Consider the following 14,848-nt stretch of genomic DNA (forward strand, 5'->3'; position numbering starts at 1 on the left):
TGATGAACGACCCCTGTTCGGTTTTACCGGGCAGGGGTCTTTTGCTGCTTGAGCATATCTGCTTCCGTTTGCAGGAAAGCGTGAATGATGGCCGCGATTCGTTCCGGGTGTTGATATTGGAACCAATGTTTGGCGTTGTTGAAACGGATCAGCCACGCGCCCCGGATTGCCGTAGTCAGTTCCAGGCTTAGCTCAGTGGGGAGGATGTCATCCTGATTGCCCACCATGACGAGCGTCTGCTTGTCAATTTGCTTGATCCGGTCGCATGACCCCGGCCAGTTTACCATGGCTTCAGCCTGCATCTGAACTGAATCCGGTTGTGCCGGAATGCTCGGTTGTGGCAATCGTGAAAAGGCATCTGGATTCTGTGTGGTCCATGCGGGCGGGAAGAAGTGTCCCAGCAATTCTTCCGTTGACATTTTCAAGAGCTTTTTGGTGATGGAGCCAATCGGCTCGGCGTCGCAGGCTGTGCCGAGCAGGATGAGCTTGCCCGTCTCGTCAGGGTGGGCAATGGCGAGTTCCTGTGCAACGAGGCCACCCATGGACCAGCCGAGGATGTGTGGTTTCGCAAGGTTCAGGTAACGAATCAGTGCCAAGCAATCCTCTGCCATGCCTTTGATCGAACTGCGTTGCCTGCCTGATTCGGATAATCCCAGCCCGCTATGGTCGAAGGTAACAACCCGATAATGCTCGGAAAGCCTGTCAATAAGCGCTGGTGACCATATATCCATGGTGCCGCCGAACCCCATTATCATGATCAGCGGATCGCCTTTTCCGGCAGTTCGGTAGGCAAGTTGAGTCTCGCCGAGCGATGCGATCCCTGCAGAAGAGGGTTTGCGAGCACTGCATGCCGGGAAAACCAGCGTCAGTATCAGCAAAAGGATGAAGTGTCTTGTGGGCATGAGCACCCCTTTTACATGGTGTAACAGATGCTGGTTGAGGGTGAAAGGCCGCCCTCGGGCGAAAGGCTGACGGAAGCAGATGCCTTGCTCGGCGAGATTTAATGGATGCTTGGAAAAGCCGATGCGATTCTGCTGATAGAGCCAGTCAAGACAGGGATGTGCGGGAAGTCCTGTGCTTCTGCGTCAGAAAGGCCAGCATTTATCGGCTGTCGTTATCGAAATGGGTGGGAAAAAGAGAGCGTTCTCAACTCGACGACCGGCTTTTCAAGCAAGCCAGACCTTGTACGGAAATAGGCCGCGAAGCAAAAAGAAGTGAGGCGAGTCCGGGCACTGGTGACCACTCCAGCGTCGGTCCCGGCTCTGTTTCACGCCGCCACCGGATCATCGCCTCAATTATATTGAATATAGCACTCGCAAAGGCGGCAGACAAGAGGGTCAACGCTTTGTTACGGCGAATTCTAACGCTGCAAGGCTAAGCCCGAAACATCTGCCGCTTGAAATTGTTGAGACCTTTGATGACCAGCCGGAGCATATTCGTGCAAAGGCAATGAAAAAAGGCCGACCCAGAAGGATCGGCCTGGTGGTCTTTGGTTTGTGGTTGCCTAGCCGCCGAACCAGCCCGGGGCGATGACTTCCATTGCCTTGGTGTAATGGACGCGGAGGTCTTCCAGCTTGCCGGTAATGGCCTTTTCCTGATCGCTGAGGCTGGTGGGGCAAATGTCCTGCATTTGGTCCACGATGCCGTCCAGCTCCTTCATGGTGGACTTGATCAGGGTGATCTGGTCCTTCAGGCCCGACGGATTGTCGTATGCCAGCACGTCGTACAGGCGTGCCTTCCAGGCGTTGAGTTCCATTTCGAGACCCTTGCAGTAGTGTGCGACAGCTTCTTTCTTGGAATCTTCGGTGCTGCAGCCGTCTATGCCCGTACAACTCGGGCAGGGTCCGGGATAATCCATGTTAGCCATTATTCGCCTCCAAAATGAGATAAGGGTTTACGATTGAATCTATCGTTAGCACATGCAGGGTTTTTGCGATAGAATTTTTTTAAACAAAAATCACTCCTTTTTTCTGCCGGGAAAAAACTTGTCGTTTGCAGGCTGCGACGATACACATTCCTTCCCGAGAAAACGAAACGCCTTTGGAGATTCCGTAATGAATGAACTGATTCTGACGGTTCAGCTGAGCTTGATGCAGAGAATCACGAAGACGCTTATATTGACTTCATCCTCTCCGTGGACGGGCAGTACCTGCACGAAGATGGCGGAGCATACATCGACCCGGCGGCGCTGGTTGCCAGCGCGGGTGCGCCCGGTGAGCATTTCATATTTACCTGCAACTGCGGGAACCCTGCCTGCCTTGGCATCGACGAGGGAGTTACGGTGACGCACACTGCCACCGAGGTTCAGTGGAAGCTGCGCCAGCCCATTGCATGGCCGGTTGAGGAGAAGCTGCCAGAGTGGGCGCAGGACGTGACCATGGTGTTCGACAAGGAGAGTTATGTCGAAGCCGTGGATCGCGCATTGCTGCATGCAAAAACACTGGCCAAGGGCTGGGATGGCGATGGCATGCTCTGGGTCGGCCCTGCGCTCAGCTTTGAGGAGCTGCTCGCGCTCGAGATTCCCGATTCAGCCATGATCAGCATGCCTGTGGGCAACGGAACCATTCAGTAGGATTTAACGAGTCGAAAAAGAAAGGCCGCCTTTTGAGGCGGCCTTTTTATTTGAGAATTAGCGGGTCCGGACCGGAAAGCGTTCCGGCAGCGCGATGCCCGCTCGTTTGCGAATGTGTTCGGCGCGTTCCTGCGCCTCTTCAAGAATCCCTTGCTCGTCAAGAGTGAGAACCGTGCGGTCTTGCATGACCCATTTTCCGGTGCACATGACCGAGTCCACACAGCTGGAGCGCATGGCGTAGACAAGGTTTGCCACTGCGTCGTGCACTGGCACGGAACCCGGGTGGCGGCGCATGTCGATCATGATGAGGTCTGCGGCCTTGCCCGGCTCCAGCGAACCGGTCACGCCGCCCATGAGCAAGGCTTCGGCACCCTTGATGGTCGCCATTTCCAGCACTCGCTCGGCGGGCACTGCGGTGGGGGCGAGGGTGCGTCCCTTGTGGATCATGGCGGTAAGATACATCTCGTCGAACATGTCCATGCGGTTGTTGCAGGGCGCGCCGTCCGTGCCGATGGACACGCAGATTCCCCGTTCCAGCATTTCAGGAACCGGCGCGAAGCCGAGCACCTTCATGGCCGCGCCGGGGCAGTGCGACACCTTGACGTCGTGCAGCCGGAACAGGTCCATCTCGCGCGGGGTGATCCAGACCGTGTGTACGGCGAGAAGATTCGGGCCGAGCACGCCAAGCCTGTTCAGATGCTCCACGGTGGGGGCACCGCGTTGAGTCTTGGTGTAGTCGATTTCTTCACGGACCTCGGCCACATGCATGTGCATGCCGACGCCTCGTGAGTCGGCCAGCTCCTTGGTGCGGGTCAGCAGCTCATCGGAGTTGTTGAAGATGGTGCGTAGTCCGAACCACACGCTGATGCGACCATCCGCCTTGCCGTGCCAGTTTTCCATGTGTTCGAGCTGGCGGTCGAGGCATTGGTCGGTGGATTCCCGCTCGTTTTCCGGGATTCCCTCGCCGCAGTCCATGGTGGAGCGAGCGAGGATGCCCCGGATTCCGGCCTCTTCAACGGCGCGGCCCATGGTGTCCACATGCTGGCCGCCGGGCTCCGCGAAGCAGGTTACGCCGGAGCGGATCATCTCAAGGCAGCAGGCCTGTGCCGAGACGAGGTTATCCTCGGCGGTGAGGCTGCGTTCATAGGGCCAAGTGCGCTCGTGTAACCAGGTGATGAGGTCCACGTCGTCGCCGAGGCCGCGCCCGAGTTGCTGGGAGAGGTGGACGTGCGTGTTCACCAGTCCCGGCATCACGATTCTGCCGCAGGCGTCCACAACCTCGGCGTCTTCGGGGATGGATTGCGGGTCAAGAAATCCAGCCGCTCGTATCGTACCGTCTTCAATGAGGATGTCGCCGCCGTCGAAAATCTCGCGCTCGGCGTTCATGGTCAGGATGTATGCGTTTTTGATGTGTATTGCTGGCATGTTGGCGTACCGGTTGAAGGTTGCGTGAAGCGACTCCGTACGCCCGGCCCGGCGGGCTGTCAACAGAATCGGGCGGGGCGGTTTATAATGTCCTTCACGTGAATAATCCTGTTGGACTCTATACTGCGTCAACTGTCCACTGAAACGGAGGAGGTTATGAAAAAGTATGTAAAATCAAACGACTGCATTAACTGTGTCTTTTTCAGAAAACGCTGCGTGCTAGGGGTCAGGCGACCCTGGAACCAAATCGCCTGCAGGGAATTCAGGCCGTACTGTCTTGACTGTGCATACTCCGACTATTTCTGTCATACCTGCCCGAATCGAACCAGCCAACAACTCAAGCCCGGCAATTTGATACCCGACCATAGCCAGATTGAAGTGTACACCTGTGTCTGGGGCGGCTGCTAGGCAACCTTTGCGGATTGCCTCTTAACATTGCCGCCCGGAGCGTATAGATTGCCAGCCGTAAGAACAAGGCAGGTAATCAGTACATGGGATACAGGAATACACGCGAGTGCCTTGCCGCGCTTGAGCGGCGGGGCGAGCTCGTGAGAATCGAAAAGGCCGTTGACCCGAATATCGAAGCGGGAGCCATTCAACGGCGTGTTTTCAAGGCCGGCGGACCCGCGCTTCTCTTTACCAACGTGAAGGGAACGCGGTTTCCCATGGCCGCGAATCTGTTCGGGACCAGAGAGAGGATGCATTTCCTCTTTCAGGACACCATGCGCATGGTCGAGCGGCTCATGCGGCTCAAGCTCGACCCCATGGCAGCGCTGAAACAGCCGTGGAAATACCTCGGTGGACCGCGCTCTGCCTGGCATTCGTTGCCCAAGAAGGTCAAGAACGGCCCGATCATGCGCAACGAGTGCCGGGTGAGCGATCTGCCCGAGCTTGTGTCGTGGCCCATGGACGGCGGCGGCTACGTCACGCTTCCCCAGGTCTATTCCGAAGACCCCGGCAACTCCGGTTTTGGCGGCTCCAACCTCGGCATGTACCGTGTCCAGCTTACGGGCAACGAGTACACTGACCGGGAAGTGGGCCTGCATTATCAGATTCACCGGGGCATCGGGCACCATCACGCAGAGGCGCTCAAGCGCGGCGAGAAGCTCAAGGTCAATGTGTTCGTGGGCGGGCCTCCCGCCATGACGCTCGCTGCGGTCATGCCGCTTCCAGAGGGATTCCCGGAGATTCTTTTCGCGGGCATGATGGCCGGACACCGGATTCCCATGGTCTCGCGGCCGGGCGGGCTGCCTGTTCCCGCAGAGGCGGACTTCTGCATTTCGGGCGTGGTGGAGATGCACGAGAAGCCGGAAGGGCCGTTTGGTGACCATCTCGGCTACTACAGCCTGACGCATGACTTCCCGGTGCTGCGCGTGGAGCACGTCTATCACCGCGACGACGCGGTCTGGCCGTTCACCACGGTGGGCCGCCCCCCGCAGGAAGACACCATCTTCGGCGAGTTCATTCATGAGATGACCGGCGCATTGGTGCCCTCGGTGTTTGCCGGGGTGCATGAGGTCCACGCGGTCGATGCCGCAGGTGTGCATCCGCTACTGCTGGCCGTTGGTTCGGAACGCTATGTTCCATACGCAGCCGAACGTCAGCCGCAGGAGCTTATCACCAATGCGCTCTCGCTGCTCGGGACCACGCAGACCTCCCTCTCAAAGTATGTGCTGATAGCCGCGAAGGAAGACAGCCCGGACGTCAGCGCCCACCATATCCCGGAATTCTTCCAGCACATGCTGGAGCGCATCGACCTGACGCGCGATTTTCACTTCATCACCAGAACCACCATCGACACGCTGGACTATTCGGGCATCAGCCTGAATCAGGGTCCAAGGTGATCGTCTCCGTGGCCGGGGCGGTGAAGCGCGGACTCGGCACCGAGTTGCGTCGGGGCTTGATCTGCCTGAAGGCTTTTCGCAGCCGCAGGTCTTTGCGCCGGGAATCATGGTCATGCAGGGGCCGAAGCACGACCTTGGCCGCGATACCGGGGATCCGCGTTTCGACGCCCTCGGCGAGCACCTTGCCCGCGTGAAAGGGATCGAGGCGTTCCCGTTCATCGTGGTGGCAGACGATGCGGCGTTTACCGCAAAAAACTGGGACAATTTCCTCTGGGTGGCCTTTACCCGTTCCGATCCGGCGACGGACATGTACGGGGTGGGGGCTTTTACTCACTGCAAACACTGGGGAGCCGAAAAGGCGGTCATCGTGGACGCCCGGCTCAAGACGTATCATGCCCCGCCGCTGGAGTCTGTGCCGGAGGTGGAACGCATGGTGGACGATCTCGGCGCGCCCGGCGGGCCGTTGCACGGCATAATCTAGGAGAAGGACCATGGATGAGAGAGTAATGGATCACCTGCGCGAAGGCGTGGCCCTCGACCTGTACCAGACCGTCAAGGCGGCAAGAAAGCTGCGTGACCAGAAAGTGTTTCGCCACACGCTCTACGACGAGGACGGCATGACCGTGTTCATCGGGCTGTTTCCCAAGGCCGAGATGGAGCAACTGCCAGAGCTTGACGAGACGTTTCGCAGCAAGCTCAAGGTGTTCAACGCCATCGGCGTTGTCACTGATGGCAAGACCCGGCTTGATATGTACGCGCTGGCGGGCATGAACAAGCCGTTCACCACGCTTTCCGACTACAAGGAACTCATGAAGATCTTTGATGACGGCCCGCTTGCCGGGTTCCTCGAACAGTATTTTGAGGTGCGCGGCGTGAATCTCGACTTCATGAACATGAACTATGAGCAGTTTATGGAGGCGGTGCAGACCGAAGTGTATGAAAAAACGCCCATGGCCGAGCTTTCCCAAATGGATGAACTGCTCAAGAGCTAGTTTTTTCCGAAACAACAAAAAAACGGGCCGTTCCATCTGGGACGGCCCGTTTTCATTGTGTAGGAGAAAAAAGGGATCAGCCGCTGGCTTCCTGCATCTTTCCGGCAGCCATGTCGAGCATGGCAACGTGCAGGCGGATGCTGATGCTTTCGCTTTGTTCCACGTTTTCCAGCAACTCCCGGAGCTTGTCCACGGTTTCCAGCAGGGCGGTGTAGGTTACGTCCGTGGGCTTGCCCTGATGCTTGCGGATCATCTCGAGAATGTTCTCCAGCTTGTGGGCGAGCGTCTCGATGTTGGTCAGCTTCAGGAGGTTCGCCCCGGCCTTGATGGAGTGGGCGTCACGGAAGATGCCGTGGATCAGGGCGTCATCGACATCCTGCATGTCCTGCTCCATCTTGAGCAGGCCGTTTTCCACGGAATTGAGCCGTTCTTCGGTTTCCTCTATGAAGACTTCCAGTACGGGGTCTCTCATTCAGTGCTTCCTTCGATCAGTTCGATGGCTTTCTGTGCGATGCGGTTGAGTTCGGGTTTTGAGACCTGATAGTCGGCGCCGACGGAATCGCCCTTGTGTCTGAGTTCGTCTGTGATGATTGAAGAGTATAGAATAACAGGAAGTTTGCCCAGTACAGGGTCTTCCTTGACGTTCTTGGTCAGGGTGAAACCGTCCATCAGCGGCATTTCGATATCCGAGATGACCACTTCCACAAAGTCGGTGATGTCCCGTTTTTCCTCTTCAGCAACCCGCTTCAGTTCCAGCAGTGCCTGCAGCGCCTCTTCGCCGTTGTTCAAAATCCTGTGACGGAAGTTGGCGGCGTTGAGATTTGTCTCGAGCATCATGCGGATTGTGGCGGAGTCGTCGCACACCAGCGCCTTGTATTCCCTGTCGCCCACGGTCACCTCGGCGGTGTCGTGGTGTTCAAATTCGGAAAGGATGGTTTCGAGGTCGAGCAATTGTATGAATCTGTCGTTCTTGTCAACCATTCCGACGATGGCGTCAGTACTTTTCGAAATCACGCCGCTTGGCGGAATCACTTCTCGCCAGCCCACGCGGTGGATTTCCGTGACGCCGGAGACGAGGAATCCCGTGACCGACTGGCTGAACTCCGTGACAACGACGATGTCCTGCTCGGTCTTTGGCATGTCGATTTCAAGCCAGACGCTCAGATCGAGCACCGGCAGGATGATGTCGCGCAGCGGGATCGTCCCCAAAAAGGAGGGGTGCGGGGCGGACTCGGGCTGCTCAAGGTTCGGAGTCTCGATCACCTGCATTACCTTGGCCACGTTGATGGCAAAGTAGTGGTTTGTCGGCTCTTTGCCTTCCGGTGCGGCCTCGGTAATGAAAAATTCAAGTATCTCGAGTTCGTTTGTGCCCGTCTCCAGCAAAATGCCGGTATCGACTGGGGAGCTTTTCTGGCTCATGGCAGACCTCATGCTGGGGTTCATGAGTTGGATCGAATTGGTTCAACAGTAGTATTATTCGTTTGGCCCGGCGAAAAATCAAGACCATTCTGATTCCGTTTGCGCGCAAGTGGAATGATTTTTTTTTATTTTCTTGACCTTGTTTCCATAGGTATGCACTAGGGGTAATAGTGGATTGGCCTTTTTTCGTTTTTCTTTGAAAATGGAGCGCAAAATGAGCGATTCTGTATCAATCGACGCCAGAGAAGCACTTGGAAAGCTGAAAAACATGCTATCCGAATCTGCGGAAACGCTTGTTCCGTGGTTTTACGTGAACATGCCGGAATACTATTTCCGGACCCATAATGAAGACGAACAACTTAAACACCTGCATGCGATCCTGTCGGGGCAGGTACGCTCGGAGCGGCAGGCCGTGCAGCTCAGAAGTCCCTGTGGAACGCGGGTGACGCACATCTCTCCGGGCGGAGACATGAAAGCGCTGGCCGGGGTTCTGGAGCAATATCGGGATCAGGCTATTCAGGCCGCACGCATTTATTCCAGCAGGGACAACACCTTGCGGCTCGACACCTTGTTGTTGGGGGAACAGAAACAGTGTGCCGTGGACGGCCGCGATTACAAAAACGCGCTGGCCGCGCTCAGGGAAACCAAGCTGCTCATTCCCGAAGAGCAGGATGAATTTGGCAATTTCCTCGCCGGAACCACAGAAGATTACGTAGAAAAGTTCGAAGCTGCCCGGGCAGTCAGGCATTTTGAGACCTGCAAGTGCGTTGAGGGTACCGAGCGTGTCCACGTCAATCTTGAGAAGGATGTTCATCCGGGTTTCGACCGTATCAGCATGGCCATGGCCAATCCGCCTTCCAAGGCGCTCCTTCTGCTGGCTGTGAAGATTCTCGCTCGTGAGGAGGTCCCGGTGGACCGCGCGTATGGCGATCTCTTCGACAGAGATGAAGGTGAGACTGTTTCGGTATTCAGCTTCTATCTCGACCGGAAGCAGGTGGACCTCGATCCCGATTCCGAGCGCTGGCAGCGGCTTGAGCGGCAGCTCAAGGCCATCAAATGGTTCGCCTTCCATGGCCTTGAAGCGCTGGCTGAGGAGGAAGGCTGGGAGATCGGCAAGGTCATGCTCATGCAGGCCGCAGCCGAATTCGCCCACCAGTTCCTGACCAGCAAGGACATCTACGCGTATTCCTCCAGCAGGATCGTGCATACCATGCTGGACCATCGCGACATTCTCGAAATGCTTTTCAGCTACTTCGAGGCGCGCTTCGACCCGAACGTGGGCGGCGGGCGCGATGCGCTGGTGGAGCATCGCCGCACTGAAGTGCGGGCCGCCATCAAGACGGTCTCCGACGACGTGTGCCGGAACATTCTCATCTATATATACCGGTTCTTCCGTTACACGCTTCGCACCAACTACTACATGCCGGACCGCTTCGGGCTGGCGTTCAGGATGGACCCGCTCATTCTCGCGCCACTGCCCAAGGAAGAGCGGCCCTTCGGTTTCTACTGCTTCCACGGCCCGTACTGCTTCGGCTTCCATGTCCGATACCGCGACATGTCGCGCGGCGGCGTGCGGGTGGTGCGAACCTGGAGTCAGGAGCACTTCGAGTTGGAAAGCAACCGTCTCTTCGACGAAGTGACCAAGCTGGCAAGCGCCCAGCAATTCAAGAACAAGGACATTCCCGAAGGCGGCTCCAAGGCCGTGCTTCTGCTAGGCCCCGAGGGCGAAGTGGACGTGGCCATCAAGAGCATGGTGGACTCGCTGCTCGACCTCATCGTGGTCCCCGAGGATGCGGGACCGGGCAAGTGGACGCATCCGGCGGTGGTGGACTACCTCGACCGCGAGGAGATCATCTACCTCGGCCCGGACGAGAACATCACCCCGACCCACGTACAGTGGTTCGTGGACCGAGCCCGTAGACGCGGCTACAAGTGGCCCGCGGCGTTCATGAGCTCCAAGCCCAAGGCGGGCATCGGCCACAAACAGTACGGCGTCACCAGTGAAGGGGTCATCGTCTTTGCCGACGAGCTGCTCAAGTCCATGGGCATCGACCCGGTCAACGAGCCGTTCACCGTGAAGCTCACCGGCGGTCCGGCCGGAGACGTGGCTTCCAACGTCATGAAGTTCCTCATGCGTGAATACGGCGGGAACGCCCGAATCCTCGCCATGTCCGACGGCCACGGCGCGGCTTTCGATCCGGAAGGGCTCGACCACGAAGAGCTCATTCGTCTCGTGGAGGGCAACTACAAGGCTTCGCACTTCGACCCGGAAAAGCTCTCCGGTCCCGATGCTTTCGCCGTATCCACCGATGATGTGGAGGGCAGGACAATTCGCGACAATCTGCACAACGAGGTTGTTGCCGATCTGTTCATCCCTTGCGGCGGCCGTCCGGACACCATCAACATGCAGAATTGGCAGCGGTTCCTGAAGCGCGACGGAAAGCCGTCCGCCCGGGGCATTGTCGAGGGGGCCAATATCTTCATCTCTGCGGATGCACGGACCAAGCTCGAAGAATCCGGCGTCCTCGTGGTCCCCGGTCCCAGCGCCAACAAGACCGGCGTCATCTGCTCGTCCTACGAGATACTTGCAGGACTGGTCCTTTCCGAGGGTGAGTTCATTGATCTCAAGGACCGTTATGTGGATCAGGTGGTGAAGATCCTGCGCAAGCGGGCCCGCGACGAAGCCCGGCTGCTCATGCGCGAATACAAGAGCTGCGGCGGCAAGAGGACTGTCACCGAGCTGGCTTACGAGCTCTCACAGCATATCAACCAGCTTGCGGACCTCGTGGTCGAGATGCTTTCGGAAAACGGCGTCTCCGTGGCGGGCAACCCGATCATGAAGGAACTGGTCTATGATTACTGCCCTGACTCCCTTGTGCAGAATTACGGGGAGCGCATCTTCGAGAGGGTGCCCAAGGCACACCTGCATGCGCTGCTGGGGGCATACATATCCGCAAGAATCATGTATCAGGAAGGTCTGAACTGGGCCGAGCGGCTGGCCGATGTGGCCGGGGTCAAGAACCTCATTATGGCCTATCTCCAGCAGGAGCAGGTGGTTGCCGAATGGGTGCGCGAAGTACGCGAAAGCGGTCTCGGCCACTCCGGTGACATCGCTGACGTTCTGGAGGCGTCCGGTCGCAAGTATCTGACCCTGCGCAGCCTCGGCTACGCATAAGGACGAATACGGAGAGCTGATGACGGATACGTTCCGAAATAACGACTCGAAATTGAAGGCCGAGGTTCGGCGCGTGATGGACTCGCGCGCCGCCTCCGGCCTTGAAGGCATGATCGGCGGCCTTGAGGCCATCGTGATAAACGTGCAGCCGGAACGACAGAAAAGCGCTGTTCAGCAGCTTCTGGAAACAACCGGGCACGGCTACCGGACCGCTTTCGAGCGAGGTGGTGTTCGCACCTGCGTGCTTGGCCTTGAGGGCAGCGCGGATATTCTGGTTACTGCCCGGCAGGAGGGGGACAATCCTTTCCGTCCGTTCAACACCGGGCCCAAGGGTGACGCGCTGCCGGACACCCGTCTTGAGACGCTGGTGTTCAAATGCCCCGAGCTTGAAAAGGTCGTCGAGATCCAGAAGGGCAGGGGCGTGCGGTTCATGACCGACCAACCTGTCCGCACCGATGCGTGGCTGTTCATCCAGACCGAACCTTCGCCCTACACGGGCAACTCCGTGGGCTACATTCAGTGGCTCGGCGATGAGGGGCAGTATGTGTGCGAAGGGGCTAGCGGGCTGTCGTGGACCTTCGACAAACCGGATTGGCCGCATCTGGCCGACATCCGCGAGCTTGACCATGCTGCCACCCGTGTCCGCGCCGAGGAGCGTGACAAGGCCATCATCGAGTTCATGGAGCTGACCAACTACCACTTCGATTTCGCCATCTACGTGGAAGCGCTCAATTCCATCACCAACGTGGCCCGGCTGACCCATGACGATTACGCCATGGTTTTCACTTCGGGGATCGAGCCGTTTCGTTCCGTGGAGGAGTCCGGCCCGACAGAGCTCTTTATCCATAACTACAACACGCGGGTGCATCACCTGGCGTTCAGGACTGAAAACATCGTCGAAACCTTCGAGGCGCTCGGCAGGCATGGCATGAAGTTTCTCGTGGAGCTGGTGGGGTCGCCCGAAGAAGGACTCAGGCAGACCTTTACCGAAGGCTTTGAGGATACCTTCATCGTCAACGAGTATATTCATCGCTACGGCGGGTTCGACGGCTTTTTCACCAAGTCGAACGTAACCATGCTCACCAAGGCCACCGAACGGCAGTAAGGCTTTGCAAAGCAAACCAATACCGGTTCGCTCCGAGCGGGGCGAACCGGTTTTTTGTTTCGTGCGCCTGAAAAATCGTTCAATCCCGGTGTGCGTTTCCTGATTTATCTGATATGGTCCCCGTAAAACTGCATTCAAGGAGAATGATATGACTGAACGCAAAGACGTTATTACGTTTCAGGGCAATCCCCTCACGCTGGTCGGCAACCCTTTGACCGTGGGTGACAAGGCCCCGGATTTCAAGCTGCTCGACAATGGACTCGGTGAAAAGACCATGGCGGACTACAAGGGCAAGACCCTCGTGGTGGTCACGGTGCCTTCGCTCGATACGGCGGTCTGCGACCTCGAAGCCCGCCGCTTCAACAATGAGGCCGGGAATCTCGGCGACGATGTCCGCACTCTTGTTGTCAGCATGGACCTGCCGTTTGCCCAGAAGCGCTGGAGCGATGCCGTGGGCGTGGAGGCTCTGGAAACCCTTTCCGATCATCGCGAGGCGTCTCTCGGTGAAGGCTGGGGGCTTTTGATCAAGGAACTTCGGCTGCTTGCGAGGACCATCTATATTGTGGACGCCGAGGGCGTGGTCCGATATGAGCAGCTGGTTTCCGAGGTTACAGAAGAACCTGACTACGAGGCAGTCCTGAATGCTGTCAGGAAAATCACATCGTAACGGGAATCATCCGTTATAATGCTGTGCCTTTTTCCGGTCGGCATGCTATGGTGGCTGCATAAATCCATCGGTCGGCCGGAAAAAGGACCAAAAAGGGTGAATCATGAGTACGCAAGCCTGTAGCCATACGTCATCGCATCACGATAATGTGGACAAGGTGCACAAGAACATGCTCACGGAGAAGGAGTTCCTTTTCATGGCAGAGCTGTTCAAGGCGCTCGGCGACTACACGCGTGTTCGCATCCTGCATGCACTCTCGGTTTCCGAGCTTTGTGTCTGCGCTCTTGCCGAAGTGCTTGAAATGTCCCAGTCCGCCATTTCCCATCAGCTCAGGTTGCTGCGTGCGGCCCGGTTGGTACGCTACAGGAAGGAAGGGAAGAACGTTTTCTACGCTCTGGACGACGAGCATGTCGAAATGCTTCTCAAACAGGGCTTTGCCCACATTTCCGAGGAGGCCTAGCGGCCTCCTCCCTCTTTTTTTACGCACAACATATTGACGTATGAGCAATCGTTCATATATTCTTAATCCAGACTAAAAAGGAAGGGATATAGAATGATGTTGCAGATACTGGCGGAGTCCTGGCATGTGCTGGTGGAGGCCGCTCCGTATGTTCTTCTCGGCTTTTTCGTTGCCGGGGTTCTCAAGGCGTTTGTCCCGGACAGTTTCATGGCCCGTCATTTGGGCGGTAAGGGTACCACGTCCGTTTTCAAGGCCGCCATGTTCGGTATTCCGCTGCCGCTTTGCTCCTGCGGGGTTCTTCCTGCGGCCATGGGCATGCGCAAGCAGGGGGCCAGCAAAGGTGCGGCAACGGCGTTCATGATCTCCACGCCCGAAACCGGTGTGGATTCCATCGCAGTAACCTATGCGCTTCTCGACCCCATCATGACCGTGGTCAGGCCAGTTTCCGCCTTTGTGACCTCCATGGTCGCAGGGGGTCTGGTCAACATCGGCGACAAGGGGGACGAGCAGGAACCGGCTGCCTCGCCTGATGCCGAGCCAGCGTGCGGGTGCGGCTGCTCCGAGTCGTGCGATATGGGAAGCAATCCGAGCCGCATGGAGCGGTTGCGCTCCGGAATGGACTATGCGTTCGGCGAGATGATCGCCGATATCGGCAAGTGGCTGCTCATAGGCGTTGTCATTGCCGGTCTCATCGGGACGCTCATCCCCGATTCGTTCTTTAGGGAATACGTGGGGCAGGGTTTCATGCCGCTGCTCATCATGCTTGCTGTGGGGCTGCCGCTTTACGTCTGCGCCACGGCATCCACCCCCATTGCGGCCTCGCTGGTGCTCAAGGGGCTTTCCCCGGGGGCGGCGCTGGTCTTTCTGCTGGCCGGTCCCGCAACCAACGGGGCAACGCTCACCGTGATGTTCAAGGTGCTCGGGCAGCGCGCGGCGGTTGCCTATCTTGTCGCCATAGCAGTGTGTTCTGTGGCCCTCGGGTGGCTTACCGACAGGCTTTATGCTGCTCTTGATCTCGACATCACTGCCGTGCTGAGCGGGGCGGAAGAGGCCCTGCCGGAATGGGTCGGCGTGGCTTCGGCGCTGGTACTTCTGGCGCTTATTGTCCGAACGTTTCTAGTTCGGCGAAGCTGAGGATGATTTGGGGCCCCGCAAGGGGCCTTTTCTTTTCTTCCGGGGGCTTTCGTGA

Annotated in this window: 12 protein-coding genes and 1 pseudogene; 8 read left to right on the forward strand and 5 right to left on the reverse strand. The window is 57.7% G+C overall.

Translation table 11 applies throughout. The features are described from left to right. Positions 1-23 precede the first annotated feature (23 nt). Both JCM12178_RS03470 and JCM12178_RS03475 read right to left on the reverse strand, forming a co-directional pair. Positions 24-902 (reverse strand): alpha/beta fold hydrolase, encoded by an 879-nt coding sequence (locus tag JCM12178_RS03470; protein ID WP_054648793.1) that lies wholly within the window; start codon positions 900-902, stop codon positions 24-26. Between the two features lie 602 nt (positions 903-1,504). Continuing rightward, positions 1,505-1,867 carry a hypothetical protein gene (locus tag JCM12178_RS03475; RefSeq protein WP_054648795.1) on the reverse strand — a complete coding sequence of 121 codons (363 nt, stop codon included), beginning with the start codon at positions 1,865-1,867 and terminating at the stop codon, positions 1,505-1,507. A 267-nt stretch (positions 1,868-2,134) separates the two neighbouring features. Here JCM12178_RS03475 and JCM12178_RS03480 point away from each other — a divergent pair, with 267 nt between their 5' ends. Then, the gene (locus tag JCM12178_RS03480; protein ID WP_245628592.1) at positions 2,135-2,572 is read left to right on the forward strand and encodes a hypothetical protein; all 438 of its coding nucleotides are present in this window, start codon (positions 2,135-2,137) and stop codon (positions 2,570-2,572) included. A 57-nt stretch (positions 2,573-2,629) separates the two neighbouring features. On the opposite strand, the gene JCM12178_RS03485 is transcribed toward JCM12178_RS03480, so the two are convergent. After that, entirely contained in the window at positions 2,630-3,997 is a 1,368-nt protein-coding gene (locus JCM12178_RS03485) for an amidohydrolase (RefSeq protein ID WP_054648797.1), read from the reverse strand. Positions 3,998-4,488: 491 nt separating this feature from the next. On the opposite strand from JCM12178_RS03485, the pseudogene JCM12178_RS03490 reads away from it, so the two are divergent. Beyond that, positions 4,489-6,322 (forward strand): annotated as a pseudogene (locus JCM12178_RS03490) (UbiD family decarboxylase). Between the two features lie 10 nt (positions 6,323-6,332). Further along, positions 6,333-6,833 carry a hypothetical protein gene (locus JCM12178_RS03495; protein WP_054648801.1) on the forward strand — a complete coding sequence of 167 codons (501 nt, stop codon included), beginning with the start codon at positions 6,333-6,335 and terminating at the stop codon, positions 6,831-6,833. A gap of 76 nt (positions 6,834-6,909) precedes the next feature. Here JCM12178_RS03495 and JCM12178_RS03500 read toward each other — a convergent pair whose 3' ends face one another. Together JCM12178_RS03500 and JCM12178_RS03505 are read right to left on the reverse strand one after the other, a co-directional pair. Continuing rightward, positions 6,910-7,305 carry an Hpt domain-containing protein gene (locus tag JCM12178_RS03500; protein WP_054648804.1) on the reverse strand — a complete coding sequence of 132 codons (396 nt, stop codon included), beginning with the start codon at positions 7,303-7,305 and terminating at the stop codon, positions 6,910-6,912. Beyond that, the gene (locus JCM12178_RS03505; protein ID WP_054648806.1) at positions 7,302-8,252 is read right to left on the reverse strand and encodes a chemotaxis protein; all 951 of its coding nucleotides are present in this window, start codon (positions 8,250-8,252) and stop codon (positions 7,302-7,304) included. Before JCM12178_RS03505 ends, JCM12178_RS03500 begins: the two co-directional genes overlap by 4 nt. A gap of 214 nt (positions 8,253-8,466) precedes the next feature. Here JCM12178_RS03505 and JCM12178_RS03510 point away from each other — a divergent pair, with 214 nt between their 5' ends. From JCM12178_RS03510 to JCM12178_RS03530, 5 genes are all read left to right on the forward strand, one after another. Beyond that, entirely contained in the window at positions 8,467-11,427 is a 2,961-nt protein-coding gene (locus JCM12178_RS03510; RefSeq protein ID WP_054648808.1) for an NAD-glutamate dehydrogenase domain-containing protein, read from the forward strand. 19 nt (positions 11,428-11,446) lie between these two features. Next, positions 11,447-12,532 (forward strand): hypothetical protein, encoded by a 1,086-nt coding sequence (locus JCM12178_RS03515; protein WP_054648810.1) that lies wholly within the window; start codon positions 11,447-11,449, stop codon positions 12,530-12,532. Positions 12,533-12,680: 148 nt separating this feature from the next. Continuing rightward, positions 12,681-13,199 carry a thiol peroxidase gene (gene tpx / locus JCM12178_RS03520; RefSeq protein ID WP_054648812.1) on the forward strand — a complete coding sequence of 173 codons (519 nt, stop codon included), beginning with the start codon at positions 12,681-12,683 and terminating at the stop codon, positions 13,197-13,199. 103 nt (positions 13,200-13,302) lie between these two features. Then, positions 13,303-13,659 carry an ArsR/SmtB family transcription factor gene (locus JCM12178_RS03525; protein ID WP_054648814.1) on the forward strand — a complete coding sequence of 119 codons (357 nt, stop codon included), beginning with the start codon at positions 13,303-13,305 and terminating at the stop codon, positions 13,657-13,659. Positions 13,660-13,752: 93 nt separating this feature from the next. Then, positions 13,753-14,793 (forward strand): SO_0444 family Cu/Zn efflux transporter, encoded by a 1,041-nt coding sequence (locus JCM12178_RS03530; protein WP_054648816.1) that lies wholly within the window; start codon positions 13,753-13,755, stop codon positions 14,791-14,793. The last annotated feature ends 55 nt before the right edge of the window (positions 14,794-14,848 follow it).

Origin of the sequence: Salidesulfovibrio brasiliensis JCM 12178, from assembly GCF_001311825.1 — a bacterium.
Lineage (GTDB): Bacteria > Desulfobacterota > Desulfovibrionia > Desulfovibrionales > Desulfovibrionaceae > Pseudodesulfovibrio > Pseudodesulfovibrio brasiliensis.

What these genes read in the sequence shown, in the direction of transcription:
- JCM12178_RS03470 (WP_054648793.1), bottom strand. Translation starts at nt 902, where the DNA reads ATGCCCACAAGACACTTCATCCTTTTGCTGATACTGACGCTGGTTTTC.
- JCM12178_RS03475 (WP_054648795.1), bottom strand. Translation starts at nt 1,867, where the DNA reads ATGGCTAACATGGATTATCCCGGACCCTGCCCGAGTTGTACGGGCATA.
- JCM12178_RS03485 (WP_054648797.1), bottom strand. Translation starts at nt 3,997, where the DNA reads ATGCCAGCAATACACATCAAAAACGCATACATCCTGACCATGAACGCC.
- JCM12178_RS03495 (WP_054648801.1), top strand. Translation starts at nt 6,333, where the DNA reads ATGGATGAGAGAGTAATGGATCACCTGCGCGAAGGCGTGGCCCTCGAC.
- JCM12178_RS03500 (WP_054648804.1), bottom strand. Translation starts at nt 7,305, where the DNA reads ATGAGAGACCCCGTACTGGAAGTCTTCATAGAGGAAACCGAAGAACGG.
- JCM12178_RS03505 (WP_054648806.1), bottom strand. Translation starts at nt 8,252, where the DNA reads ATGAGCCAGAAAAGCTCCCCAGTCGATACCGGCATTTTGCTGGAGACG.
- JCM12178_RS03510 (WP_054648808.1), top strand. Translation starts at nt 8,467, where the DNA reads ATGAGCGATTCTGTATCAATCGACGCCAGAGAAGCACTTGGAAAGCTG.
- JCM12178_RS03515 (WP_054648810.1), top strand. Translation starts at nt 11,447, where the DNA reads ATGACGGATACGTTCCGAAATAACGACTCGAAATTGAAGGCCGAGGTT.
- tpx (WP_054648812.1), top strand. Translation starts at nt 12,681, where the DNA reads ATGACTGAACGCAAAGACGTTATTACGTTTCAGGGCAATCCCCTCACG.
- JCM12178_RS03525 (WP_054648814.1), top strand. Translation starts at nt 13,303, where the DNA reads ATGAGTACGCAAGCCTGTAGCCATACGTCATCGCATCACGATAATGTG.
- JCM12178_RS03530 (WP_054648816.1), top strand. Translation starts at nt 13,753, where the DNA reads ATGATGTTGCAGATACTGGCGGAGTCCTGGCATGTGCTGGTGGAGGCC.